Annotated in this window: 19 protein-coding genes and 1 pseudogene; 18 read left to right on the top strand and 2 right to left on the bottom strand. The window is 59.3% G+C overall.

Annotated elements, in window-relative coordinates:
- The first annotated feature begins 69 nt into the window (after nucleotides 1-69).
- The 17 genes from tssH to ODQ19_RS23495 all read left to right on the top strand — a co-directional run bounded on the left by tssH (nucleotide 70) and on the right by ODQ19_RS23495 (nucleotide 22,219).
- A complete protein-coding gene (gene tssH, locus ODQ19_RS23415) occupies nucleotides 70-2,727 on the top strand; it encodes a type VI secretion system ATPase TssH (protein WP_330211339.1) in 2,658 nt (885 codons plus the stop codon).
- 2 nt (nucleotides 2,728-2,729) lie between these two features.
- Complete coding sequence (locus tag ODQ19_RS23420) at nucleotides 2,730-5,492, top strand: type VI secretion system Vgr family protein (RefSeq protein WP_330211340.1); 2,763 nt, start codon at nucleotides 2,730-2,732, stop codon at nucleotides 5,490-5,492.
- Nucleotides 5,489-5,878: a hypothetical protein gene (locus ODQ19_RS23425; RefSeq protein WP_330211341.1), complete on the top strand. Its 390-nt coding sequence runs from the start codon at nucleotides 5,489-5,491 to the stop codon at nucleotides 5,876-5,878. Before ODQ19_RS23420 ends, ODQ19_RS23425 begins: the two co-directional genes overlap by 4 nt.
- An 81-nt stretch (nucleotides 5,879-5,959) precedes the next feature.
- Nucleotides 5,960-6,733, top strand: coding sequence for a hypothetical protein (locus ODQ19_RS23430; RefSeq protein WP_330211342.1), 774 nt, complete (start codon nucleotides 5,960-5,962; stop codon nucleotides 6,731-6,733).
- 59 nt (nucleotides 6,734-6,792) lie between these two features.
- Complete coding sequence (locus ODQ19_RS23435; protein ID WP_330211343.1) at nucleotides 6,793-8,937, top strand: lipase family protein; 2,145 nt, start codon at nucleotides 6,793-6,795, stop codon at nucleotides 8,935-8,937.
- The gene (locus tag ODQ19_RS23440; protein ID WP_330211344.1) at nucleotides 8,934-9,833 is read left to right on the top strand and encodes a hypothetical protein; all 900 of its coding nucleotides are present in this window, start codon (nucleotides 8,934-8,936) and stop codon (nucleotides 9,831-9,833) included. The genes ODQ19_RS23435 and ODQ19_RS23440 overlap by 4 nt, the downstream gene beginning before the upstream one ends.
- A 247-nt stretch (nucleotides 9,834-10,080) precedes the next feature.
- A complete protein-coding gene (locus tag ODQ19_RS23445; protein WP_330211345.1) occupies nucleotides 10,081-10,698 on the top strand; it encodes a hypothetical protein in 618 nt (205 codons plus the stop codon).
- A gap of 190 nt (nucleotides 10,699-10,888) precedes the next feature.
- A complete protein-coding gene (locus tag ODQ19_RS23450) occupies nucleotides 10,889-11,173 on the top strand; it encodes a YceK/YidQ family lipoprotein (protein ID WP_330211346.1) in 285 nt (94 codons plus the stop codon).
- Between the two features lie 115 nt (nucleotides 11,174-11,288).
- A complete protein-coding gene (locus ODQ19_RS23455; protein ID WP_330211347.1) occupies nucleotides 11,289-11,555 on the top strand; it encodes a PAAR domain-containing protein in 267 nt (88 codons plus the stop codon).
- Between the two features lie 2 nt (nucleotides 11,556-11,557).
- Complete coding sequence (locus ODQ19_RS23460) at nucleotides 11,558-12,718, top strand: hypothetical protein (protein WP_330211348.1); 1,161 nt, start codon at nucleotides 11,558-11,560, stop codon at nucleotides 12,716-12,718.
- Nucleotides 12,719-12,978: 260 nt separating this feature from the next.
- Nucleotides 12,979-16,071 carry an ImcF-related family protein gene (locus ODQ19_RS23465; protein ID WP_330211349.1) on the top strand — a complete coding sequence of 1,031 codons (3,093 nt, stop codon included), beginning with the start codon at nucleotides 12,979-12,981 and terminating at the stop codon, nucleotides 16,069-16,071.
- Nucleotides 16,068-17,654 (top strand): type VI secretion system protein TssA, encoded by a 1,587-nt coding sequence (tssA, locus tag ODQ19_RS23470; RefSeq protein WP_330211350.1) that lies wholly within the window; start codon nucleotides 16,068-16,070, stop codon nucleotides 17,652-17,654. The genes ODQ19_RS23465 and tssA overlap by 4 nt, the downstream gene beginning before the upstream one ends.
- Before the next feature lie 24 nt (nucleotides 17,655-17,678).
- Nucleotides 17,679-19,448 carry a type VI secretion system baseplate subunit TssF gene (gene tssF / locus ODQ19_RS23475; RefSeq protein ID WP_330211351.1) on the top strand — a complete coding sequence of 590 codons (1,770 nt, stop codon included), beginning with the start codon at nucleotides 17,679-17,681 and terminating at the stop codon, nucleotides 19,446-19,448.
- Nucleotides 19,412-20,509, top strand: coding sequence for a type VI secretion system baseplate subunit TssG (gene tssG, locus ODQ19_RS23480; RefSeq protein ID WP_330211352.1), 1,098 nt, complete (start codon nucleotides 19,412-19,414; stop codon nucleotides 20,507-20,509). Before tssF ends, tssG begins: the two co-directional genes overlap by 37 nt.
- The gene (gene tssJ, locus ODQ19_RS23485; RefSeq protein ID WP_065944078.1) at nucleotides 20,490-21,026 is read left to right on the top strand and encodes a type VI secretion system lipoprotein TssJ; all 537 of its coding nucleotides are present in this window, start codon (nucleotides 20,490-20,492) and stop codon (nucleotides 21,024-21,026) included. The genes tssG and tssJ overlap by 20 nt, the downstream gene beginning before the upstream one ends.
- 3 nt (nucleotides 21,027-21,029) lie before the next feature.
- On the top strand, nucleotides 21,030-21,470 hold the full coding sequence (gene tssE, locus ODQ19_RS23490) for a type VI secretion system baseplate subunit TssE (RefSeq protein ID WP_330211353.1): 441 nt from the start codon (nucleotides 21,030-21,032) through the stop codon (nucleotides 21,468-21,470).
- 17 nt (nucleotides 21,471-21,487) lie between these two features.
- The gene (locus ODQ19_RS23495) at nucleotides 21,488-22,219 is read left to right on the top strand and encodes a type VI secretion system ImpA family N-terminal domain-containing protein (RefSeq protein WP_330211354.1); all 732 of its coding nucleotides are present in this window, start codon (nucleotides 21,488-21,490) and stop codon (nucleotides 22,217-22,219) included.
- Between the two features lie 60 nt (nucleotides 22,220-22,279).
- Here ODQ19_RS23495 and ODQ19_RS23500 read toward each other — a convergent pair.
- Nucleotides 22,280-22,517: pseudogene (locus ODQ19_RS23500) on the bottom strand (integrase); the annotation flags it as partial.
- Nucleotides 22,518-22,618: 101 nt separating this feature from the next.
- Nucleotides 22,619-23,533 carry a LysR family transcriptional regulator gene (locus ODQ19_RS23505; protein WP_057702989.1) on the bottom strand — a complete coding sequence of 305 codons (915 nt, stop codon included), beginning with the start codon at nucleotides 23,531-23,533 and terminating at the stop codon, nucleotides 22,619-22,621.
- A gap of 268 nt (nucleotides 23,534-23,801) precedes the next feature.
- Here ODQ19_RS23505 and ODQ19_RS23510 point away from each other — a divergent pair, with 268 nt between their 5' ends.
- Entirely contained in the window at nucleotides 23,802-24,824 is a 1,023-nt protein-coding gene (locus ODQ19_RS23510) for a zinc-dependent alcohol dehydrogenase family protein (protein ID WP_116668005.1), read from the top strand.
- Nucleotides 24,825-25,455: the final 631 nt, after the last annotated feature.

Below are 25,455 nucleotides of genomic sequence, written 5' to 3' on the forward strand. Positions count from 1 at the left end.
CGCGGACGCTCAGCCAAACACATCGAGCTTTGATGACACGCCGAGCCACCAGACCAGAGATAGCCGCCCATGGCCCAGAATTCCGCACTTTTGCTTCGCCGCCTCAACCCGTACTGCGCTCAGGCCCTGAGTGCCGCGGCGACCCTGTGCCAGAGCCGCGCCCACGGAGTGATCAGCATCGAGCACTGGCTGCTCAAATTGCTGGAGCAGGGCGAGGGCGACCTGACCGTGATTGCCCGGCGCTATGAATGGGACATGGACACCCTGTGGCGCGGCCTGCTCGAACACCTCGACGGCCTGCCACGCAGCGTGCACAGCAAGCCGCAGTTGTGCGACAAGCTGCACCACCTGATCAAATGCGCCTGGTTGTATGCATCGCTGGACAGCCGCAACGAATCCATCCGCTCGGCGCACCTGCTCGCGGCCTTGCTGGAAAACCCCGGCTTGCTCGCCTGCGAGGCTGCCTGGCCGCTACTCAGCCTCAGCGACAGCCAGTTGCAACGCTTGTTCGGGCTGCTCGACCAACAATCGATCGAGCGTCCGCAACCGAACCAGCACTTCGCACTGGAACCCGTCGATGACGCTCCGGTCGACAACGTCTCGCTCCCTGAGCTGCAGGAGGCTTTGCAGGGCATCCTCGACCGGTTCACCCAGAATGTGACCGCCAAGGCCAGGGCAGGGCTGATCGACCCGGTGTTCGGGCGTGACGATGAAATTCGCCAGGTCATCGACATCCTCAGCCGCCGGCGCAAGAACAATCCGATCCTGGTGGGCGAGCCCGGTGTGGGCAAGACCGCGCTGGTCGAAGGGTTGGCGCTGCGCATCGCCGAAGGCAACGTACCCGACAGCCTCAAATCGGTCAGCGTGCGCACCCTGGACCTGGGCTTGTTACAGGCGGGCGCCGGGGTCAAGGGTGAGTTCGAGCAACGCCTGAAAAACGTAATCGACGCCGTGCAGCAATCGCCGCTGCCGGTGCTGTTGTTCATCGACGAAGCCCACACCCTGATCGGCGCGGGCAACCAGGCGGGTGGCGCCGACGCGGCCAACCTGCTCAAACCAGCCCTGGCCCGTGGCGAATTGCGCACCATCGCCGCCACCACCTGGAGCGAGTACAAACAGTATTTCGAGCGGGACGCGGCCCTGGAGCGGCGCTTCCAGGTAGTCAAGGTCGACGAGCCAAACGATGCCAACGCCAGCCTCATGTTGCGCGGCCTCAAGGCGCGCTACGCCAGCCACCATGGCGTACACATCCAGGACGCGGCGGTGCAGGCGGCGGTCAGCCTGTCGCGGCGCTACCTCACCGGGCGCCAACTGCCGGACAAAGCTGTCGACCTGCTCGACACCGCCAGCGCCAGGGTGCGTATGAGCCTGGACTGCGAGCCGCAGCCGCTGGTGCGTCTAAAAGCCCAACAGGCGGCCCTGGAACTGGAGCACCTGGCTCTGGAAGAAGACCGCAAACTCAATGGCGCCAATACCGAGGAGCGCCTGGAGGCCATCGCCGGCCAGCACGCCGAACTGCAGCGTCGGCAAGTGGCCCTGGAAGATCAATACCGTCGTGAACTCCTGCTCACCCAGCAACTGCTCGCAGCACGCCTGGGCGAATCATCGACCCGTGACGCTTGCCTGCACCTGCAGCAACAGTTGCATGAGGTTCAGGGCCACCAGCCGTTGCTGTCGTTGGACGTGGATGTGCGCAGCGTGGCCGAAGTGATCGCCGACTGGACCGGCGTGCCCCTGGGCAGCCTGCTCAAGGACGAACAGGCCAACCTGCTGGAACTGGAGCGTCAACTGGGCGAGCAGGTGATCGGCCAGGAACACGCCCTGAGCGCCCTGGCCCAACGCCTGCGTGCGGCCAAGACCGGCCTGACCGACGACAAGGCGCCGCTGGGTGTGTTCCTGCTGGTGGGCACCAGCGGCGTCGGCAAAACCGAAACCGCCCTGGCCCTGGCCAACACCTTGTTCGGTGGCGAACAAGCGCTGATCACCCTCAACCTCTCGGAGTACCAGGAAGCCCACACCGTCAGCCAGCTTAAAGGCTCGCCCCCCGGCTATGTGGGTTACGGCCAGGGCGGCGTGCTCACCGAAGCCGTGCGCCAACGCCCCTACAGCGTGGTGCTGCTCGATGAAGTGGAAAAAGCCCACCGCGACGTGATCAACCTGTTCTACCAGGTATTCGACCGTGGCTTTATGCGCGATGGCGAAGGGCGCGAAATCGACTTTCGCAACACCGTCATTCTCATGACCTCCAACCTGGGCAGCGACGAACTGCAAGCCTGCCTGCAAGAGTTCCCCGGCGCGCCCGACAGCACCCTGCAAGAACTGCTGCGCCCGATCCTGCGCGAGCATTTCCAGCCGGCCTTGCTCGCACGCTTCCAGACCCTGATCTACCGCCCGTTGCTGGCCGATGCCCTGCAACGCATCGTCGCCATCAAGCTGGGCCAGGTTGCCAAGCGCTTGCAGCGTCACTACGGCGTGCACTGCCGCATCGACCTGGCACTCAACCAGGCACTGGTTGCCGCGTGCCTGCTGCCCGACACCGGCGCACGCAACATCGACAGCCTGCTCAATCAACAGATCCTGCCGGTACTCAGCCAACAGTTGCTGCGACGCCAGGCCGCCCACGAAAAAACCACCGAGGTGACCCTGGGCTACAGCGAGGAGGAGGGCGTCGTCCTGCACTTCAACGACGGCCAAGACCACCACACGCCGGTCGCCCTGGAGGCCTGAACATGCTCAATGAACTGCGCACCTTCTTCGACCACAGCCGGCACAAACTCACGGTCTACGGTCTGGATTCGGTATTGGACGTGCTGGCCTTCGAGGGCCACGAAGGCCTGAGCCAGCCGTTCAACTACCGCGTGGAATTCACCTGCATCGACGGCGACATCGGTGCCGACAGCGTGCTGGGCCAAGACGCCAACTTCAGCCTGCACGGCCCCGGCCTGAACTCTGGCATGGCGGCGCTCAAAGCCGTGGGTATTGAAGTACCGGCGGTCAAGCCACTGCGCACCTTGCACGGCGTGGTCACCGGCTTCAAACGCCTGTCCGGCTCCCTCGACGAAGCCCGCTACGAAGTCACCCTCGAACCGCGCCTGGCCTTGCTCGCCCGCGGCAAACAATTTCGCATCTACCAACACCAATCGGCGCCGCAGATCGTCGAAAGCATCCTGCGCAGCCGCCATGATTTCGAAGGCCAGGACTTCCTCTTCAACCTGGTGCGCGAATACCCCAAGCGCGAACAAGTCATGCAGTACGACGAAAGCGACCTGGCCTTCATCTCGCGCCTGCTGGCCGAAGTCGGCATCTGGTACCGCTTCACCCGCGACGAACGCCTGAACATAGACGTGGTGGAATTCCACGACGATCAACGCCACTACCAGTTCGACGTGCAACTGCCATACCGCCCGCAATCGGGCATGAACAGCAGTGGCGAAGACGGTGTATGGCGCCTGCAATCGAACCACAAGGTGGTGGAGCAACACGTCAACATCCGCGCCTACCACCACCGCGTCGCCAACGCCTACCTCGACGGTGACATTGACCAAAGCCGTGGCGCCAAAGGCACCTACGGCGAGGCCTACCACTACGCCGAGCCCTACAACCTCATCGGCGACCGCTACGACCAGGACGAAGACCTGCAAAGTGAAAGCGGCTACTTCTACGCACGCCTGCGCCACGAACGCTACCTCAACGGCCAGACCCACCTCAGCGGCATCAGCAGCAGCCCGAGCCTGACCCCCGGCCAAGTCCTGAAAATCTCCGGCGGCGCCCCCAACGCCTTCACCCCCGGCGCGGTCATCACCCAAGTCACCACCCACGCCGCCCGCGACCGCAGTTTTGAAGCCAGCTTCCAGGCCATCCCGTATTCGGAAACCGTGTGCTACCGCCCGGCATTGCTGCCCAAACCCCAAATCGCCGGCACCGTCCCGGCCCGCGTCACCAGCCCCAAGGAACACGACCCCTACGGCCACATCGACCTGGAAGGCCGCTACAAAGTCCACTTCCTGTTCGACCGCGACACCTGGAAACCCGGCGAAGAAAGCCTCTGGCTACGCCTGGCCCGGCCCTACGCCGGCGACACCCACGGCCTGCACCTGCCACTGCTGGCCGGCACCGAAGTGGCCATCGCCTTTGAGCAGGGCGACCCCGACCGGCCTTATATCGCCCACGCGTTGCACGACAGCCAACACGTCGACCACGTGACGTTGGGTAAACGCGACTACACGCGCAACGTGCTGCGCACGCCAGCCAACAATAAGCTGCGCATGGAAGACTTGCGCGGGCAGGAGCACGTCAAGCTCAGTACTGAGCACAGTGGCAAGAGCCAGTTGAATCTGGGGCATTTGGTGGATGCCGAGAAGAAAAAACGCGGGGAGGGCTTTGAACTGCGCACTGATGGTTGGGGCGCGATTCGGGGTGGGAAGGGGTTGTTTATCAGTGCCGATGAGCAGGTTAAAGCACGCGGAGAACAGTTGGATATGGAAGCGGCGATTGAGCAGCTTCAGAGCGCGTTGTCGCTCGCTCGCTCCATGGCCCAAGCTGCGCGAAGTGCGAACGCCAACCCCAGCGATACAGACAGCCAGGAAGGTTTGCTCGACCGACTGACCGGGTTGGCGCACCCCGGTGTACTGCTGCACGCCCCAGCGGGGATTGGCGTACTCAGCCCCAAGGCGGTATGCCTGTCTTCTGGTGCAGAAAGTGTCGGCATCATGGCTGCGCACAACACGGACATCAGCGCCGGACGTGACATCACCGCCACGGCTGAGAGTGGTGTCAGCGTATTTGCGCAACGTGCAGACCTGCAACTCAAGGCGGCGCAGGGCAAAGTCGAACTGCATGCACAGGGCAACGATCTCCACGCATTGGCAAAGAACGACATCAAGATCGAAAGCGTTGAAGGCCGCATAGAAATCAGCGCGCCGCAGGAATTGGTCCTTAGCTGTGGTGGTGCGTACATCCGAATCAGTGGCGGCGAAATAGAGCTGGGTGCACCCGGCAATATCTATCTCAAGGCTGCGAATGTGCAAAAGCTTGGAAGCGCCAATCTTGATACTCCGGTGCCGCCGTTGCCGGCGGGTTATGCCGGGGGGTACACCTTGAAAGATGAAGCTCAGGTGCCGATGTCATTTTCCCGCTATCGGATAACGACCGCGTCGGGCGAGGTATTCAATGGGGCAACTGACAAGGATGGTCAGACCATGAGTGTTCATACAGCCATGCCGGGGGAGTTGAAGTTTGACCTACCCGAGTCCGAAAAGTGGATCAGCTTTTCTGCGCCGGCTGGATTGGATTATGCAGGTAAGAAATGTACTGCGACTATGGATGACGGAACAGTGTTGCAGGGTACGTTTGATAGTGACAACAAAGCAGGCTTTTATTCTTTTTCTGGAGGCTCTTGCGTAAAACTTGAGATAGAGTCTTTGGACTATCAACAAATTTTATCTAGCGGTGCGGAACGAATATTAAACAAGATATCGGAGCGAAAAACATGATTTTTTTGAAGATTTTTTTCCTGTTTCTTCTTCCGGCTTTACTGTTTTTCGTGTCTGTAGGGGTGAATATTTATATGGTGTATCGTGATCTGGCCAAGGTGTTGGATAATTTTAAGGGTAGTATTATTGTAAGTTCTTATGGCGATATATGGGGGGGAGGTTCGCTCTATGCGAAATTCACACTGGTTTCCATTATCTCTGGTGGTCTGGTGTTCCCTCAAAAACATCTTCGCAATGGTACGCTTGATCCTGAAGAGTTTGATCGCTTACCGAGTGCTATCAGGTTTCGCATGAGGTTGTATATTGGGTTTTTGGTGGGTTCGGTTTTTTGTTTTCTCCTGACGGCTATGATTTTAGCGGTGTTGAAGGAGACTAAATGTTGTTGACTTTAATTTGGTCGGCTAGAGCTGGTTGAAGGGCTTTTTATTTGCTCGAAATAGTTGTTAACTCGATTCGCGGGGTGCGTTATGGATGTTTTTTATCGAGATTATTTGGCTGGCATAGACCACCCAGTTGACGATGAGGTTCTATATCAAGCCCTAGAGTCACTTGAGGGAGCCGCTCTCAAGTTTTCTGCAGACGCGATAAGCGATGCGAAACAGAGAGGAAATTACAATCGCAATGCCAAACGGGTCAAAGATGAAGTGCTGGCTCAGGTGAAAGCCGGAAATATTTCGATAAAGGAAGCGGTAGAGTTTTGCTATGAAGCTCGCAATAAGATTATGGCGGAAATTAGAGCCAAAACATCAGTGCAGGGAAAGGCTGTGGTCGAGGCTAAAAAGGCAGCGCCACCCAGTCTTGATAGCCTTTTAAATAAAAACTCTATTAAAAGATTTGGTCGCGATTTTGCAGAGTTAAATCCTGGTGAAAGGAATGTTGCATACTACGAGGTTATAGAATCATCAGCTAGGGCTGATGCAAAGTTTAATACTACAAATAAGGTGCTTAGGGTTTCGGGTAAGGTGTTAATTGTGGTTACCATAGTGTACGCAGCCTATGATATTGCTAATGCTGATAATAAGCCCAAAGAGGCCTTTAAGCAGGGGGCTGTTATTGGTGGTGGGGTTGTGGGAACGGTGCTTGGGAGTGCGGCGGCAATTTCGTTGTGTGGTCCAGGCGCACCGATTTGCACTATCGGGCTCATGTTGGGGGCCGGAATTGCAGCTGGTTGGGCGGCTTTAGAAGCTACGGAATATTTTGATGACGAAATAGAGGAATTCACTAAGTGGGGAGTGAATTAAATGGTTGATCTGAGTTTTTTTCCGTTCTCCCCAATAACACTCTATTTGTGAGGAACGTCATGAACGACACCCTTCACCGTACGGACACCCTCAACCCGCGTAAAGACGTTGTCGGGGGCAAGCAGAAACAGCATTGGGTCGAATTCCAACTGCTGGACGAGCAGGGCGAGCCCCTGGCGAACATGCCCTATCGTGCGGTGAACGACGCCACACGCGCAGGGTGTGCTGCTGAGTGTTCGGGCCAAAGTGATTCCGAAGGCGTAATTCGTCTCGACGGGCTGCACCCGATACCCATCACGTTGTTAATGACGGTCAAACCTTTCGCCGAGCAACTACAAACCCGGCGCCTGCGTGCGCTGCGGCCAGAGCCGCCGCGGCCTGTCATTGGTGACCGGTCGCCACTGTATGGTCCGCAGCGTTCGGGATTCTCACCCATTGAGAAACAGGCCCGCGAGGCAGGTCACGACTATCATTACCTGCGCATCGGTCAACTGTGCGATGAGGCCCCTGTTTTCGACCCTCCGTTGGCAGACTCGGACCAACTTCCGGCTTTCCATTTTCCGGACCCCACCTTCGGTGGCTTTACGGTGGCCTATGAGGAGCTCAATCGCCGTCACGTACTGGAAATTTGCCCGTATCGTGCCTGGTCATTGCTACTCCATCATCAGCCTGAATACAGCATGGCCAATGCCTATAACCTTGGGCTGATGTCCACCCTGACCTACAGCATCGTGGCCCAGGAGGCGTTAAAAAAACGACCGGGCACCGACCCCAGCACCGTCTCCGGTTCGGTAGAGGAGTTCTTTTATCGCCAGTGCCTCGACCTGTCCCGCGCGCCGGTAATAATCGACGTGCCGGCACTGGTGGTGGACGTACCCTTTGACCAGCGCTACATCACGGCTGTCATGCTTGATTCTTCAGCGGCCGAAGTACCCCCGGGTGAGGCGGGAATTCCGTGGTACATCATCGAAAACACCCAGCTGTTCTATTGCGTCAACTCGACCCAAGTGGTCGTGGCTTGGCGCGGGACCCAGGAACCCATGGACTGGGCGACTGATGCGCTGTACCGCCCAATGCCGACCGATGGCAGTGGTTGCGACTTGAAGTCGGCGTGTACGCCGCTGACTGATGCGGGCAGTGTTCATTATGGGTTTTTGCATGCGTTTGAGGTGGCTAAGAAGCTGTTTCCTCAACGGTTCATTGATATTGAAGACGCATTAGAAGGTCGGGATTTATTTACTTGTGGTCATAGTTTGGGGGGCGCGTTAGCCCTAATTCACTCTGCGGAGTTGAAAAATTCTAACCCACGGCTCTACACGTACGGTATGCCCCGCACCTTCACCGCCAAGGCGCTGGAGCGTCTGAAAGCGGTGACGCACTTCCGCCATGTCAATGATGCGGACCTCATCACCAGCCTGCCGCCCGAGGCGGCGTTGGATAACTGGCTGTACGGCGTCCTGGGCCCGCTGGGCTCCACCCTGGGTTATACCTGGTCCGTGGGCCAGTTGGTGGCCGGGAAAATTGTCAGCTTTGGAGACCCCTACTGGCATCACGGCAAGATCGCCATGTTCTACCGAGCCGACCAGCATGTGGAAACGAGGGGTTCCAACTCCCCGGCCGAGCGCGGTAAAGAAGGACTTGGCGCTCCCTATCACACCACCGTTCTTAAGCGACTACCGCATCGCACACGCATTTATTTGGTACCGAGCCTGAGCGATGAGTTCAGTCGCTTCGCCCATGAAGATCAGAAAATCCTGATCCGTTCATTGAACCGGCAAAACCTGGCGGATCTGTTTCCATCGCACACCAACCCCGAGCGAAGTTCCAGCCGCACCAGTCCAAAAGACCACAAGATGAACGACGCCTATCTACCGTTCTTGCATAACCAATTGTTGGAGCTGATCGATCCCGAACGACCGCTGAAGCGCAAGGAGGATCGAGTGAAGTTCGAGGAGCAAATGCACACGCTGGGTGTTCCCGAGACGGAAAGGCATCGCAACCAACAGTTCCTTGCTCTGCAAACGTTACTGCCTATGGCGTTGCGCGCGACTGAAGAGCTGGAAGGTGGGCCCGAAGCCCTGAAGCGGTTTGCCCGCAAACGGGAGTTCGGCGTAATGATCGAGATCACCCAAGCCCGAAGGAACCCTTCGGGACGTCACAACGAACCAAGCGCCTCAATCGCAGGGGAAACGCTTATCTCATGAACATTTCGACTACTGAAAAAAACGAAACCGTGTGCGATTTCGTCGACCACCACATTGCGCCGCAGGAGCAAAAAATGAGCATCGACGGCGCCAACTGTCACCGAGGAACTCAGCGTTTGAATACACGCCTATGCCGCATGAGCGGTGTTCTGTTGTTGCTGTTCAGCGTTAGCGGTTGCGCCCAGAACCAAACCTTGGCGCCACCACCGGGAGGAGAGCAGGTCAGCATTACGGTAAAGGTTCCCCCGAATCTTGCAGCGGAACCCATGCAGGTGATGTACCGCTCTGAAAAATGCCCGATCAAGCGCTCCGGAGCGGATTGGTCCAGTTATGAGGAGGATGGCTACCTGTCTACTACGGTCCAGCCGCAGCAGCAGGGGCAGAGCGATATATATGAGGCGAAGCTAGCCATCAATGGTGGTACCCGATGTCAGTGGCAACTGAGCAACGTCACTTTTGGCGTTACCTATGCCAACACGACGCACTTCGGAGAGAACGTTAAAGCGGGCCCAGGGGGGGGCGTTATTGTGATGTTTGATCAGCATCTACCACAACAGCGCTCTGCTTTTGAGCCGACGATAACGGTCAGCGGTGATCTGCTGATTAGGAAGGACTATTACCCACGAATTAGTGAGCATTTTATTAATGGCCATAAAAAGCTCGCTTGGCTTGTTGGCGAAGGAGAAATGTATTTGTACTATCGCGCGCTGAACACTCGAAAGGTGGCGTTTGAGCCTTTGCTACATGCTGGCTACGTCGTTTATTCGGTTGGGCCGAAGGTGCAGAAGACCGGTGATTATCCCCAACTAACCTACCCCGATGGCAGTGTTACAGCGGATGGCAAGAAACCAAGCTTTAAGAAGCTGCAAGCCATCCGGTTGGGAACGCCGCAGTGACCATCAAGCTTCCAGGCCGACTCTCCGTAACTTGGGGTGAGATCGAGATATGGACACATTCATCCGCCATGCAATGGGCAGCTTGTTGCTGCTCACTCTCACTGCCTGCACCCAGAGCCAGTTTTCCTTAAGAGTAGGCCAGCATCACATGTCCCATGATTGCCGATGAGTGCGCCCAAAGCTTCAAGAAACGGTATTCCGTTTGATTGGCTATAAAGAATAAGTTGAAATAAGAATGAGGTGATAAATGAGTAAAATACCGCTGATTGTAATTTTTCTATTTTTATCTGGTTGTGTTCGAGGATTTAATTACACGCAGGTTCCGGTCAGCCAGGTACTGAGTGATCAACCTCAAGTGATTTATGTTCAAGTGCGTGTTGAGGATAATTATGAAAGCGACATGAGTAGCGTTATTCAAGAGGTCAAGATGATTGAAGGTGTTAAAGAGGTGAAATATGTTCAATCTGAGGAAGCTGATTATATGACTTTTTGGATTCCAATAACGTTTGGATATGATGGTGAAAGCCCGAGGGTGGCTTCCATTTATAGCCATCGCGAAGCGTCGGTTTCAGATATTGGATGGGAAGTAAATAAAAAGTGGGCTGAACTCTTTCCCAAGACTTTCTTGATTCATGGGGCGATGATTGAGTTGTGCAATGATACGGTTGAAGAGTTTGTTAGTGTATCGTCGCAGGAGGCCGTTTTTGACGGTTGGCCCTCTTCTTTCATGAGGGCTAGACTTTCGCCCGGGAAGTGTACCAAGGCTATGATAATTTTGAAGCTAAATACGCCTTTTATGCGACAGGATGTAGAGCGAACAAAATTTAATGTGTTTTTGCGTAGTGCTGATAAATATAAAAAATGAAATCACGTTAAGCGTTGATGGGGCGAGTTTTTAATTGAAGTGAAGGCTTTGCTTTCTTGTTGGTGTTCGACTAATTGAGCGGGCGGGTTGGGGGAGAGGCAGATTTTTTGGCGAAGTGATTTAGGTCTGGTCTCAAGTTGAAAGGCTGAGTTCTCTGTTTTTTGTGTGGGCTTATTTTTAAAGGAATGGTATGAAACATTTTAAATATAGCCTCTTAGGAGTCGCTGCTATTTCTATTTCCGGCTGTGGCTCATTCGCAGCAGTGACCATGAATGGCCCATTTTGCCCCTATCAAGGTGTGCATTTGGATCTGTATGTGGCAACCAATTGGAACATGATTAAGGGATCTGCTGGCTTTATTATTCCTTTAGCTATCATCGACTTGCCTTTCTCTTTTGTGGCTGACACGTTGACGCTTGGAAGTGCTTTAAATGCTAGCAATGGAACGGCGCAGTGTCCCCGGGAATTTAATTAGTTGTGGCGTGAGGTGGGGTTTAAGGAGGAGTTCGTTTGGGTTTTGTTCCACGAACAAACCTGATTTTTTTGTGAACGCCTAGCTTGTTGCGGGCTGGTTATTGGAAGTTATAAATATGTCCCAAGGTTTTGTTTTATTGGGTGATAAAACCACCCACGGTGGAGAGGTTATATCAGCCTCATCCACCACCACCGTGCATGGCAAACCCGTCGCGCTGGTCGGTGATCTAGTGCGTTGCCCACTGCCAGGCCATGGCGTCAACCGCATCGTCGAAGGCTGCCCGGATTGGACCGAAGGTGGCCGGGCCATGGTGATCAACGGTTGCCGCAGTGAGTGCGGCTGCCAGTTGATTTCCAGCGCTCCCGATTGCGGGGTGGGCTAGTCATGGGTTGGGATCGTCGGGTACCCGAGGGGGTGGAAGCTCCGAAACCTCCTGTGATGATGCGTTGGCTGTTGGCGGCCATCGTGGCAGTGCTGGTCGGCGTGTTGCTGTTTGTGCTGCATGCCTCCGAACGTCTGCCGTGGCTGCAGGTGTTGAACATCTGGGCGCTCGCCGGTTTCCCATTGCTGGTGTGGGTACTGGCGTTCGGCGCTCGTGCCCATCTGTACGGCGGTGCCCTGAGCCATTATCAGTTTCTTGAGGCGCAAGCCCGAGAGGCGGAGCAGTCCTGGCAGGGGTGGGCGCAGCGTAGCCTGGCCGTGGCTGCCAGTTGTGTGCTGTTGCCTGATCAGGTGTCCGCCAGTGTGCTGGTTCAAAACCCCTCTGCAATACCTTTGCGTACAGATACGGTGCGGCGCTTGGCAGCTTTGCCTGCGCGAGAGGCGCGTGCAGCGGCTGGGTTGCAGATGCTGATCCAGGCGCTGGCGCCGAGCCTGCAAACGCTGCCCGTGGGCCAGGATCTGCGGATCACCCTGTTGAGCGATGTCGCTCCAGACCACTACCAGGCCTTGCGCGACGACGTACAGAAGACCTGGTCCGCCGGTCCGAACCTATCCCAACCGGTGATGATCAGCGTCGTGAATGAGCTGTCCTTTCAGTGGGTCGATGACGTCTTTAAAACGGTGAGTACGACCATCGAGTTGGTCCTGGTGCTACAGGTCTGTGGCAAGGACACCTATTCCGACGGCCTGGCTGCCTTGTTGCTATGCCCCGACGCTCTGGCGCAGGCCTTGAAGCTGCCTGTGACGGCCGGCCTCTTACGGCCAATGCCTTTGAGCATCGACGCACTGGACAGCGAATTTTCACTGTTTCTGCAAACCCAGACCAGCGCTGGCAAGGCGACAGGGCTTTTAGCCGATGGGGCGGATTGGCAGCCAATCACCGGAAGAATCCTCGCCATAGCAGCCGAGCACGGCTCGTCGCTGCAGGCCGAGCAGCAGTGGCTTCTGGAGGGTTTGTGCGGCCGCCCGGGGCCGCTGGGTCACTGGCTGGTAACCGCGCTTGGCGTGGAGATAGTCCGGCATCAACGCCAGCCTTTATTGGTATTGGCCCGAGAAAAATCACAGCGCTGGATCAGCACGGTTACCACAGGAGAGTTGGCATGAACATGGGGAGCAATTCATGGCGCCGCGCGGGGACTGCGGTGTGGGTCATTGCGCTGGCGACTGCTGTGGGCTGGGCTATCTGGACGTACGGCGATCAGTTGGGGCTCGTTGAGAACCACCACAAGTTTTTTGCTTTTTTACTGATCATCATCTTCGCGATGATGGTCTATTCAGTACCGCGTCTATTGACGTATCTCAAGCGCCAAAACCATCGAGAACAAGGGCTAGCGGATAAGGTTTATCCTGAGACAGATAAACAGATGGCCTTGCCTCAAAAGCCGAGTGCGCATCTGCCAGAGCTGAAGGCTCACCTACGCGAATACTACGGCCCCCTCTGGCGCCAAAAAGTCCGCCTCCTCCTTATCATCGGCGACCCTGACACCGTCAACGCCATCGCCCCCAACCTCACCACCCAACACTGGCTGGAAGGCCAGGGCACAGTCCTGCTGTGGGGCGGCAACGCCCATGAATCCCTGGAACAAACCTTCACCGCACACTGGTCCGGCCTGAGCCGCTGGCGCTCCCTGGACGGCGTAGTCTGGGCCTTGGACAACACCCAGGCCGCCGACGATGCCGCGATGGCCACCGGCGTGCGCCTGTTAAAACGCTTGGCGCATCACGTAGGTTGGCAGTTGCCCTTGTACCTGTGGCAAGTGTGCGCCAGCACCTGGGAGCAAACTGGCCGTGCGGTGCAACCGGTGGGCTGTGTATTGCCCGAGCGTTTCAGTGCGCAGGAACTGCAGGAGCAGTTGACCGAGTTGCTCACGCCGTTGCGCCGCGCCGGGCTGGGGCAGATGAATGAGACGTTGGCCCACGATTTTCTGCTGCGGTTGTCGCGGGATTTGCAGGCCAAGGGGATCGCCCGTTGGCGGCAGGTGTTGGAGCCGCTGACGCCCGAGTTTTCCCGGGGCGTGCCGTTGCGTGGGTTATGGTTCAGCCTGCCGGTGGCGCCGCTAAAGTCTGCTTCAAAAACCCACGACTGGTCCGCGCCTACCCCGTGGCAGGGTGTGCTTGACGATAACCGCACGGCTCGGCGTTTGGGCTGGGGCGTGGTGCGCGTCGGCTATGCGTTGGTGCTGGGGTTGGCGTTGATGTGGGGCGCGGGGTTGTTGCTGTCGTTCGTGACCAACCGCGTGCAGATTGGCGAGGTCGAGCGTTCGGTAGCGGCCTTGCAGCAGCCCGGCAGCGGCGACGTGCAGTTGACCGCGCTCAACGATCTGACCCGTGAACTGGCGCGTCTGGATTACCGTGCTAAAAACGGTGTGCCTTGGTATCAGCGCTTCGGCCTGGAGCAGAACCAGAACCTGCTGGCAGCGGTGTGGCCGCACTACGTTGAGGCCAATAATCGCCTGATGCGCGACCCTGTGGTGGCCAACCTGCAAGGCCGGCTCAAGGCGTTTATTGCCTTGCCACCCGGTAGCGAACAGCGCGCCGCGCAGGCGCCGGGGGCTTATGAAAATCTAAAGGCGTACCTGATGCTGGCCCGGCCGCAAAAGGCTGACGCGACCTTTTTGCGCAAGGCCCTGGGCAACGCCGAGCCGACGCGCAACGGCGTGACAAATGGGCTTTGGCAAGGGTTGTCGCCGGGCCTGTGGGGCTTCTATGGCGAGCAGTTGGCGGCGCACCCGGACTGGGCGATCAAGGCCGACCCGGCGTTGGTGGCCCAGGCCCGTCAGGTGTTGCTCAGCCAGTTGGGCCAGCGTAATGCGCAGGCCACGCTGTACCGTAAGGTGCTCGACGTCGCGGCCAATCAATACCCGGCTTTGAGCCTGCACAGCATGGTCGGTGAAACCGATGCCTCGGCGCTGTTTGCCACCACCGCCAGCGTCCCGGGCGTCTTTACCCGGCAGGCATGGGAAGGCCAGGTGCGCCAGGCCATCGATGAGATCGCCGAAGCGCGTCGCGAGGAGATCGACTGGGTGCTCAGCGACAGTCAAACCGAGATTGCCGCCGAACTCACGCCGCAAATGCTCAAGGCGCAACTCACCGAGCGTTACTTCCAGGACTACGCCAGTGCCTGGCTGGACTTTCTCAACAGCCTGCGCTGGCGCAAGGCCGAGGGCATGGGCGATGTGATCGACCAGTTGACCCTGATGACCGACGTGCGCCAGTCACCGCTGATCGCGCTGATGAACACCCTGGCCTACCAGGGCCAAGCCGGTAAGCGCACCCAAGCCTTGGCTGATTCGCTGATGAAGTCAGCGAAGGACTTGCTCGACCAGGACAAGGTGCCGGTGATTGACCAACAAAGCCAGGTGCCGCGCAGCCCACTGGAAGGTACGTTCGGGCCGTTGCTGACCCTGCTTGGCAAAGACGCCGAAGGCCAGGCCGACAGCGAGCGCCTGAGCCTGCAGGCCTTCCTCACCCGCGTGACACGGGTGCGCCTGAAGCTGCAACAAGTGAGCAGCGCCTCCGACCCGCGGGAAATGACCCAGGCCCTGGCGCAAACCGTGTTCCAGGGCAAGAGTGTCGACCTCACCGACACCCAGTCCTACGGCAGCCTGATCGCCGCCAGCCTGGGCGCGGAGTGGGGTGTAGTCGGCCAGACGCTGTTTGTGCAGCCACTGGCGCAAGCCTGGCAACGGGTGCTGCAACCTTCGGCGGCAGGGCTCAACAACCAGTGGCGGCGGGCGATTGTCACCGACTGGCAGGGCGCTTTCGCCGGGCGTTATCCGTTTGCCAACACCACCAGCGACGCCTCGCTGCCGATGCTGGGGCAGATGATCCGCGCCGACTCCGGGCGCATCGAGCAGTTTTTGCAGAACCAACTGGGCGGCGTGCTGCGCAAGGAAGGCAGCCGCTGGGTGGCCGACCCGCGCCATAGCCAGGGGCTGCGCTTCAATCCGCAATTCCTGGCGGCGATCAACCAGCTCAGCCAATTGGCCGACGTGATGTACACCGACGGCGGCATGGGCATGAGCTTCGAATTGCAGGGGAGGCCGTCGCGCAATGTGGTGCAGACCAACTTCATTCTCAACGGCGAGGAACATCAATATTTCAACCAGCGCCAGGCATGGCAGCGCTTCAACTGGCCGGGCTTTAGCGACGATCCGGGAGCGAGTTTGAGCTGGACCAGCGTGCAGAGCGGCGAGCGCCTATTCGGGGATTTTGAAGGCACTTGGGGCCTGATCCGCCTGCTGGAAAAAGCCACGCTCACACCGCTGGACGACGGCGACAGCCGCTTTCGCATGGTGCTCAAGGCCCCAGATGGCCTGGACCTGACCTGGAACCTGCGCACCGAAATGAGCACCGGGCCGCTGGCGTTGCTGGCGCTGCGCAACTTCACCTTGCCGCAGCAGATTTTTCTGGCTGAGGGCACCACGGCCACAGCGCAAAACGGGAGCCTTGAATGACCCTGCACACCCTAGTCACCCAATGCCTGGGCGAACGTGACGCCGTGGCCCTGGCCCGTCAGCAGGCCGGGCCCTGGCAAGCGTGGCTGCAGCCGATCAGCAGCGACGCGCCCGCCGGCCACGACCCCGGTTATGACGACGACTTCCAGCGTATGCGCGAAGAGGTCAACAAGCTCTCCGGCGCCGATGCCGAGCAGGTGGTGCAGTGGGCGCAGAAACTGCTGGAGCACACCTGCAAGGATTTGCGCGTCGCTACCTATTACCTGTGGGCGCGCCTGCAAAAAGACGGTGAGGCCGGGTTGGCCGATGGTCTGACTTTGTTGGCGGCGTTGGTCGAGCGCTATGCTGCACAGGTGCTGCCGACGCGGCCCAACACCCGCAAGATGGCCTTGGAGTGGCTGGCCAGTGGCAAGGTGTTGGACAGCCTGTCGCTGTACCCGGAGGTGGTGCGCGGCGAGGCCGAGCGTACGGTGGCGGCGCTGGCCTGGCTGGAGCATGGGCTGCAAGCCTGGCCGGCGGATCAGCGTCCGGCGTTGGGGGCGCTGTATGACGCGTTGTCGGCGCGGCTGGCGCAGTCGGGCGGGGTGGATGCGTTGGTGCCGCAGCACAGCGCCAGTCATGAAACCAATCTGCATACGGCGGCGCCCGGCGTTACGACGATCAAGTCCGGGCGTGACCTGCTGGACAACGGTCGTGCGCTGGCCGGTTATTTGCGCGAGCAACCCCTGGGGTGGCTGGCGGCGCACCGGCTGATGAAAAGCCTGCGCTGGGACACCGTGCACCAGGCGCCGCCAGAGGAGGCCAGCGGCACCACGCGCCTGGCGCCACCGCGTGGCGATTATCGTGCGCAGCTCAAGCGCCTGTACCTGCAACAGGGCTGGTCGGAACTGCTCGACCAGATCGAACGTATGTACGCCGAAGGGGTGAACCATTTCTGGCTGGATTTGCAGTGGTACTTGTACCAGGCGCTGAGCAAGCAACCGGCGCCGCAGGACAGTTGGGCAGACATCGTCAAGCGTGATCTGGGCATGTTCCTCGAACGTTTGCCGGGCCTGGAACTGTTGCACTGGAGCGACGGCACACCCTTCGCCGACGAGACCACCCGTGACTGGATCACCCAGCACGTCAGCGGCAATCGCCCACAACAATGGCTGCCCGCGCCACGGGCGGTGCTGACCTCCGGCGACGCCGACATCCTCTCGCTGGAAAGTGAAGCGGTGGCCCAGGCTGACAGTGATGGCGTCGAGGCGGCGCTGGCCTGGTTGGCGGCACGCCCAGGTGCGCAGACCGGTCGTCAACGCTGGCTGTTGCGGTTGTTGATGGCACGGGTTGCCGAGCAATACGGCAAGAGTGACCTGGCGATGCACCTGCTTGGCGAGCTGGATGCCACGGCGCAGCAGCATGGCCTGGCGACCTGGGAGCCGGAACTGAATTTCGAGGTCAAGGCGCGTCTGCTCAAGCTGCTGCGCTTGAAAACCCAGCGCAACGATGCCGACAAACCCGGCCTGGCCCGCCGCACCGAAGCGCTGCTGGCCTCGCTGGTGGCGATCGACCCGGTACGCGCCGCCGTGCTGTGCGGCTAACCCTTATTGAGCAGGAGTGTGTTTGTGAGCATGGATAATTTGACACTGCGTTACTTCGACGCCGAGATGCGCTACCTGCGCGAAGCCGGCAAGGAGTTCGCGCAGGCGTTCCCCGACCGGGCGGCGCAACTCAACCTGGATAAAGCCGGTGCCCAAGACCCTTACGTAGAGCGCCTGTTCGAGGGCTTCGCGTTCCTGATGGGGCGCCTGCGCGAAAAGCTCGACGATGACTTGCCGGAACTGACCGAAGGGCTGGTCAGCCTGCTGTGGCCGCACTACTTGCGCACCATTCCGTCGCTGTCGATCATCGAGCTGGCGCCAGACCTCAAGCAAATGAAGCACAGCGAACCGATCGCGAAAGGCTTCGAGGTGCTGTCCCAGCCCATCGGTGCGCACGGAACACGCTGCTGCTACACCACCACCCAGGCGCTGACCCTGCAACCTTTGGCGTTGGAGCAGGTGCGCCTGGCCTACGAGCCGGACGGCCGCTCGGTGTTGCGCCTGCGCTTTGCCTGCGGCGCCTTGACCGACTGGGGCGAGATCGACCTGAGCCGCCTGCCGCTGTACCTCAATGCCGACGCGCCACTGGCCAGCGCCTTGCATCAGGCGCTGACCTTGAACACCCAGGCGGTGTATGCGCGCCTGCCAGGGCAAACCGAGCGCCAGGCGCTGCAGGCGCATTTTGCGCCCAAGGGCTTTGCCGATGAAGACCGCCTGTGGCCCAAGGGCGACAGCGCCTTCAGCGGATATCAGTTGCTGCTGGAATATTTCACCTTCCGCGAGAAGTTCATGTTCGTGACCCTGTGCGGGCTGGAGCGCCTGGCGTTGGCTGCCGGCACGCCCTGGTTTGAACTGGACGTGGTACTGCGCGAGGCGTGGCCCCACGAATTCAGCCTCAACCACGAGCACATTCGCCTGCATGCGGTGCCGGTGATCAACCTGTTCCCGCTGGAGGCCGACCCCTTGACCCTGGCGCCGTTGCAGACTGACTACCTGCTGCGGCCGATGCGCTTGCAGGACGGCCATACAGAGATCTATTCGGTCGACCGGGTCACCTCGTCGAAAAACGCCGAACGCCACGACTATGTGCCGTTCACCAGCTTCCGCCACAAGGGCGGGATGCTGCGCGACGACGCGCCGGAGCGCTACTTCCACACCCGCTTGAAGCGCTCGGCCAAGGGCCTGCACGACACCTGGCTGATCCTGGGGGGCGAGGGCTTCGACGTGGACCGTTTGAACACCACCGAAAGCCTGTCCCTGCGCTTGACCGGCACCAACGGCCTGTTGCCGCGCAAGGCGTTGCAAAGCACCTTGCTCGACACCGCCGTGCAATCGACCCAGGCCGGCCTGCGGGTGCGCAACCTGTGCGCGCCGAGCCTGCCGCAGTACCCGCCCAACCGCGATCGTTTCCATTGGCGGGTACTCAGCCACCTGGGCTCCAACTTCCTGCCGATGCTCGACAGCGCCGAGGTACTGCGCGGCACGTTGGCGCTGTACGACTGGACCGGCAGCGAGTTGAACCGTCGTCGCCTGGAGGCGATTGTCGATGTTCGCCACCATCTGGTTCAGCGCTTCGAAAAGGGCTTTTTACTGCGCGGCGTAGACATCGAAGTCACCCTGGATGCCAACGGGTTTTCGGGGGAGGGCGATATCAGCCTGTTCGGTGAGATGCTCCACCGCTTCTTTGGCCTGTATGCCGACATTCATTTATTCAACCAGCTCACGCTGATCCTGCAACCTACTGGAAAGTGCCTGCGATGGAACGAGAACCACAGTCAGCGTATTCCCGGCTGAAAGCCTCCGGTTTGCTGGACGCACTGGGCGGGCGGGTCGCGGAGGCCAACCTGTACCGGTTCTGCCAGTTGCTGGAACAGGCGTTGCCCGGTCACCCCTTGTTGGGCAGCACCGCCCACCCGGCGGATGACCCGGTGCGCTTTCGCCCCGACCCCGGCATGGGCTTTCCCGCCGGAGAGCTGCGGGCCATCGAAACCGATGAGTACCATCCCGAGCGCCCGGCCACGGTGCGCACGCGCCTGCTGGGGCTGTACGGCGTTGATTCGCCGATGCCCACCAGCTTCCTGGATGACATCGCCCAACGCCGCGAAGGCCATGAAGCCCTGGAGGCGTTTCTGGATATCTTCAATCACCGGATCTTTACCCAGTTCTACCGGATCTGGCGCAAGTACTCTTACCCTGCGGCGTTTGAAAGCGGTGGCCGCGACGCCACTTCGCAATGCCTGCTGGGGCTGGTGGGCCTGGGCATTCCCGGTACGGCGCAACAGGTGGCCACACCGATCTCGCGTTTTTTGGCGCTGCTGGGCGTGATGCGCCTGCCCACGCGCAACGCCGAAGGCATTACCGCGCTGGTCAAGCTGTTGGCGCCCAATACCCAACCCAAGGTGACACCGCACTGGCCGCGCAAGATTCCGTTGGCACAGCCGGCCAGTCTGTCCTCCAGCCGCCCGGTGGGCTTGTCCCAGGGCACGCCGCTGGGCAGCGCCGGCTTTGATGCCAACAGCCAGTTGCACCTGGCGCTGTACACCGAAGACCTGGCCGAAGCCCACGGTTGGCTGCCGGGCGGCCAGTTGTACACGGACCTGCTGGTGCTGTTGCGGGTGTACCTGGGTTGGCGTTGCACCGCGAAATTGCAGTTGTCGCTGCCGGTGCGCAGCTTGCCCAAACCGGTATTGGGCGGCCCACCGGTGCTGCTGGGCATGACCGGCGTGCTGGGCCTGGGCGGCACGGCCTGGCAGATCGGCGCCGACGACACCATCACCATCAATCTGGGCCGCTATCAGGGCCTGCAAGGTAACCCCCAGTTCAGAGAGGCACAGCATGTCGCGTACCGTTTTTAATGCAGTAACAGTGGCGGTGCTCGGGGCACTGCTGGGCGGCTGTGGGCTGACCCAGAAGGTGACGGACGCCACGGTGTCCACGACCCAGTCGATCTTTTACAAGCAAGTGACGACCCTGCACCTGGACTTCACTGGCCGGGCGGCGATGAACACTGACGTGACCGACATGAGCGGCCTGTCGGTGCCCACGCTCGTGCGTGTGTATCAGTTGCGTGACGACACGCTGATCAACAAGGCGACTTATGAACGCGTGCTGAGCGATGCGGACAACCTGTTGAGTGCCGATCTGCTGGACCAGCGAGCCCAGGTAGTGAAGCCCGGAGAGGGCGCGCAACTGAACATGCCCATGCATAAGGACGCGAAGTTTGTCACGGTGGTGGCGTTATTTCGCAACCCGGATACCGTCAAAAACACCTGGCGCCTCACGCTGTCCCGCGAAGACTTGGACCCGGACCAGGCGCGAGTGATCGAGTTGGGTAACAACCGATTGACGCTGCAAACGCCGGTGGAGAAATAGCGCATGGGAGAGCTGAACCCCTCGCTCTACGAAATACTCCTGCAGAATTTCGACGGTGAACTGGACCTGCATCGCGTGCGCGAAGAGGACCAGCAAACCCTGTCGGTGCTGGACAACCTGCAACGCATCCTCAACAGCCGCGCGGGCTCTTTGAGCCACCTGCCGGATTACGGTTTGCCGGACATGGGCCAGATCCTGCAAGGCTTGCCCGCTTCGGCGCACGGGCTGATGAACACCCTGGTGCACACGCTGCTCAAGTACGAGCCTCGTTTGGCGGCGGTGCAGATCGAGCTGCTGCCGCAAGCCATGCCTGGCCATCTGGAATACGCTCTCGACGTGCAGCTCAAAGCGGGTGAGCAGGTAACTTTTGCTGCCACCCTGGCACCCGAAGGCAAGGTGTTGGTACGCCACCTGAGGCGGCAGAACTATCTGTCGAACCCATGAACCCTGAAGGAAGCGCAATGACGGCGTTATTGGAAAGACCGCTGCGAGTGGGCGGCGACCCGAGTGGCTTGCGTGAGTTTGCCTTGCTGCGTAATGAGCTGGCCAAATTGGCGCATCCGGCCTGTCCGGATGTGGACTGGGCCCAGGTGGAGCAATTAAGCCTGACCCTGTTCGAAAAAAATGGCGCCGACCTGCAAACCACCGCCTGTTTTGCCCTGGCTTGCAGTCACCTGCGGGGGCTGGAAGGCATGGCCCAGGGTGTAGAGATGATCGATGCCTTGTGCCGCGCAGACGGTAGTGTGTGGCCTCCCAAGGTGTCGGCACGCCTGGATATATTGGGTTGGTTGTTCGGCCAATGGCAGCGGGTACTGCGCAGCCTGGAAATCCCACGCTCGGCATTAGCCGCTCTGGCCAACATGGACAAAAAGCTGGAGGGGCTGGCAAGGCTGTTGGTTAGCCAGAGGCATGAGCCTCCGGTCATGCTGCAAGCGTTACGTCAGCAGCTCGGTGGATTGATGCAGCGCTTGGCGCGTCGTACCGAGCCGGATGGGCGATCGCCGGTCACCAGCCCAACGCCGGCGTTGCCGCCGTCAGTGCCCGTGGTGATTGTGCCAATTGAACCGTCGCCTGAGGGGCCACCTGAATGCCTGCCTGCGGGTGCGCAAGTGCGTAAGCGCACCCTGTACTGGTGGCTGCTGGGAGTGGGCGCGGTCATTGCCCTGACGTGTGGGGGCTGGTGGTGGATATAGCCGGTATCCACCGTTCTTTTTTTCGTGTTTGAACCCCGTAATAAACAAGTACACCGTCAAGAGCAATTGAGCCCGTGCGTACATTGCCACGAGCGCACCCGGCATTCGGTGGGATGAAGACAGTTCAAGCACGATAGGATCTATACCCAAATGCTCGTGTGCAATGGTCCGGTAGGGCGCGAAAGCCATGGGCCGTAATGTTGTACCCCGGCCAGATGCGCTGAAAGGACTAGAGCATAGAGGTCGGGTTTATGGGACGTCCCGGATAGACCGGAGAGACGAACACCCAGCCTTTGCCTACTGACGGCGCAACCGTTGGATTTAGACAGACGTCGATGGACTGAAGTAACCAATAACTTATTGTTATGAAACGGTTTTATGGAATTTAGTGGAATTCCATTACAGGCTATCCGGATCCCCAAAAAACATCTGAATCCGCGACCTCAACCACCGCTCCCCCGGATCATTATCCTGCGACCCCCGCCACGCCATATGCAGCTCAAACGAGCGCACCGGCAACGGCGGGTCTTCGGCACGCAACCCACCCGCCGAGGTCAACGCTTCCGCCGCATAATCTGGCACAGTGGCCAGAATGTCAGTGCCCGCCAGCAAGGTGCCCAGCCCGTTGAACTGCGGCACGGCCAGTACTACGTGGCGTTTGCGGTCGAGTTTCTCCAGCTCTTCATCAATAAACCCGCTCAGGTCGCCCGCGAATGACACCAAGGCGTGGGGCCGCGAGCAGAAGTCATCCAGGCTCAGCGAGCCGGGCACGCTGTCGGCGCGCAGCAGTTTGGGCAGGCTACGGCGCAGGACCTTGCGCTTGGCGTTGGCGGGCAGGTCGGCGGTGTAGCTGACGCCGATGGAGATTTCACCGGAGGCCAGCAGGCTTGGCATCAGGATGTAATTGACGCGGCGTACCACCAGCACAATGCCGGGGGCTTCGGAGCGCAGGCGTTTGAGCAGTTGCGGGAGCAGGGCGAATTCCACGTCGTCGGACAGCCCAATGCGAAATACGGCGGTGCTGGTGGCCGGGTCGAATTCGGCGGCGCGGCTGACGGCGGTGGAGATCGAGTCCAGGGCCGGGGAGAGCAGGGCGAAGATTTCCACGGCGCGGGCCGAGGGTTCCATGCTGCGCCCGGTGCGCACGAACAGGGGGTCATCGAACAACCCGCGCAGGCGTGACAACGCCGCGCTGATGGCCGGCTGGCCGAGGAACAATTTCTCGGCGGCGCGGGTCACACTGCGCTCATGCATCAAGGTTTCGAATACGATCAAGAGGTTAAGGTCGACACGACGCAGGTCGTTACGGTTCATCTTGTGTCCTGGAAGAGTCAGCAAACTTGATGTGAGCGGTCACGTAGCAACCCCTGAGGTTCGATTCAGAAGGATGACCGGCATGAATCTTACGGGGAAAGGCTGGTACTCTGCACCGGCTAATTGATTTTTCCTACGATAGTTGAGGTGTGCTCCTCCTTCGCGGAATCAATGACAGGCATGTCGACTATTAATGGTGACCGGTGGTCTTACCCCCAAAGCCCAGATAAAGTTCATGGCATTAGAGGTTACTTTGACGAGGTTTGCGATGTCCCGCACGATCCGTTTTCACAAGTTTGGTCCGGCCGAGGTGCTCAAATGCGAAGAGCATGCGGCCGCGCAGCCCGCACCGGGCGAAGTGCAGGTGCGTGTCGACGCGATCGGCATCAGTTGGTACGACATTCTGTGGCGCCAGAACCTGGCGTCTTCCCATGCACGCCTGCCTTCTGGCCTGGGCCATGAGATGGCCGGGGTTGTGGTTGCCCTCGGCGACGGCGTGGATGACTTGGCGGTGGGCGATAAGGTGGCCAGTTTTCCGGCCGAGAGCCCTAATGATTACCCGGTGTATGGCGAGCAGATTGTCTTGCCCCGTTCGGCCCTGACCCGTTATCCGGATGTCTTGAGTCCGATTGAAGCGAGCGTGCACTACACACCACTGCTGATTGCGTACTTTGCCTACATGGACCTGGCGCGGGTCAAGCCCGGCCAGTTCGCTTTGGTGACCGATGCCAGCCACTGTTCCGGTCCGTCGTTTGTGCAGCTGGGCAAGGCCCTGGGTGTGCGGGTGATTGCCGCCACCAAAGACAGCGCTGAGCGCGAATACCTGCTGTCCCTCGGGGCGGAAAAAGTCATCGTTACCGAAGAACAAGACCTGCTGATGCAGATCAACAAGTTCACCGACAACCGTGGCGTCGACGTGGTGTTCGATGGCCTGGGTGGCCCGCAGATGTCGCTGCTCGGGGACGTCCTGGCACCGCGTGGCAGCCTGGTGCTGTATGGCCTGCAAGGTGGCAACCAGACGCCATTCCCGGCCTGTGCGGCGTTCCAGAAGAACATTCAGTTCTTTGTGCACTGTATCGGCAACTTCACCGGCAAGCCGGAGCTGGGCATTATCCAGGACCAGGTGGCGTTGCAGCGCGCATTGCGCGATATCAACCAGCTGACAGCCGACCGTGTGCTTGTCCCACTGAAAACCACGGTATTTCCGTTCAGTCAGTTCGTCGAAGCACACCGATACATGGATGAATGCCCGTGTCGCGAACGGGTGGCGTTGCAGGTTGAAGCTGTTTGAGCTGTAGGAGTATTCGCAAATGAATACTCCAGCGCCTGAGCCGATGAGGCAAATGCGCCATTTGACAGGGCTTAACCCGCAGCGGGGTTGAGCCGCCGCAGGGGCGCTGCGCCCCGTAAACAATACCGTTATTGCCTCGCGCCGCCCTGAAATCCAGTGCGGCGCTCCTGTGTGGGCGTCATTTAAATTGGCTGGCAGTTCATCTGAACTGCTTTTTGACGCTGTTCTGTATCTGTTAATCATTATTTGAGTGCCGATAATTGAGCCTTCATTGTCATCTCAAGGATTGAGCCATGATTGATTGCACGACAGTTGCGTTACGCACCCTCAGAACTAACGAAGCTCGGATTGTTTCTCCAGGAAAGTGCAAAACGAATACGCTATTGATTTGCACGGAGCCAGGGTGTGCAGATGATTGATATTCGTCGGATGCTTCTCTGATTTCTTAGTTAAAACAGTGTAGGACGTTGTCGGAATATTCCTAAGGCTAACAGCTATTTCGCTGGAGGTCGCGCAGACGCTGGATTCGCCAGCGGGGCGGCCATGGGCGCCCTCAATGCTCTCACCTGCGCTTTTGTTGCAAGGTGCTAATGTTGACTCCAACTTGTACTGCGCAATGGATGACAAGCCT

This window comes from Pseudomonas sp. AM4(2022) (genome assembly GCF_036346515.1).
Taxonomy (GTDB): domain Bacteria; phylum Pseudomonadota; class Gammaproteobacteria; order Pseudomonadales; family Pseudomonadaceae; genus Aquipseudomonas; species Aquipseudomonas paracarnis.

What these genes read in the sequence shown, in the direction of transcription:
- tssH (WP_330211339.1), top strand. Translation starts at nt 70, where the DNA reads ATGGCCCAGAATTCCGCACTTTTGCTTCGCCGCCTCAACCCGTACTGC.
- ODQ19_RS23420 (WP_330211340.1), top strand. Translation starts at nt 2,730, where the DNA reads ATGCTCAATGAACTGCGCACCTTCTTCGACCACAGCCGGCACAAACTC.
- ODQ19_RS23425 (WP_330211341.1), top strand. Translation starts at nt 5,489, where the DNA reads ATGATTTTTTTGAAGATTTTTTTCCTGTTTCTTCTTCCGGCTTTACTG.
- ODQ19_RS23430 (WP_330211342.1), top strand. Translation starts at nt 5,960, where the DNA reads ATGGATGTTTTTTATCGAGATTATTTGGCTGGCATAGACCACCCAGTT.
- ODQ19_RS23435 (WP_330211343.1), top strand. Translation starts at nt 6,793, where the DNA reads ATGAACGACACCCTTCACCGTACGGACACCCTCAACCCGCGTAAAGAC.
- ODQ19_RS23440 (WP_330211344.1), top strand. Translation starts at nt 8,934, where the DNA reads ATGAACATTTCGACTACTGAAAAAAACGAAACCGTGTGCGATTTCGTC.
- ODQ19_RS23445 (WP_330211345.1), top strand. Translation starts at nt 10,081, where the DNA reads ATGAGTAAAATACCGCTGATTGTAATTTTTCTATTTTTATCTGGTTGT.
- ODQ19_RS23450 (WP_330211346.1), top strand. Translation starts at nt 10,889, where the DNA reads ATGAAACATTTTAAATATAGCCTCTTAGGAGTCGCTGCTATTTCTATT.
- ODQ19_RS23455 (WP_330211347.1), top strand. Translation starts at nt 11,289, where the DNA reads ATGTCCCAAGGTTTTGTTTTATTGGGTGATAAAACCACCCACGGTGGA.
- ODQ19_RS23460 (WP_330211348.1), top strand. Translation starts at nt 11,558, where the DNA reads ATGGGTTGGGATCGTCGGGTACCCGAGGGGGTGGAAGCTCCGAAACCT.
- ODQ19_RS23465 (WP_330211349.1), top strand. Translation starts at nt 12,979, where the DNA reads ATGGCCTTGCCTCAAAAGCCGAGTGCGCATCTGCCAGAGCTGAAGGCT.
- tssA (WP_330211350.1), top strand. Translation starts at nt 16,068, where the DNA reads ATGACCCTGCACACCCTAGTCACCCAATGCCTGGGCGAACGTGACGCC.
- tssG (WP_330211352.1), top strand. Translation starts at nt 19,412, where the DNA reads ATGGAACGAGAACCACAGTCAGCGTATTCCCGGCTGAAAGCCTCCGGT.
- tssJ (WP_065944078.1), top strand. Translation starts at nt 20,490, where the DNA reads ATGTCGCGTACCGTTTTTAATGCAGTAACAGTGGCGGTGCTCGGGGCA.
- tssE (WP_330211353.1), top strand. Translation starts at nt 21,030, where the DNA reads ATGGGAGAGCTGAACCCCTCGCTCTACGAAATACTCCTGCAGAATTTC.
- ODQ19_RS23495 (WP_330211354.1), top strand. Translation starts at nt 21,488, where the DNA reads ATGACGGCGTTATTGGAAAGACCGCTGCGAGTGGGCGGCGACCCGAGT.
- ODQ19_RS23505 (WP_057702989.1), bottom strand. Translation starts at nt 23,533, where the DNA reads ATGAACCGTAACGACCTGCGTCGTGTCGACCTTAACCTCTTGATCGTA.
- ODQ19_RS23510 (WP_116668005.1), top strand. Translation starts at nt 23,802, where the DNA reads ATGTCCCGCACGATCCGTTTTCACAAGTTTGGTCCGGCCGAGGTGCTC.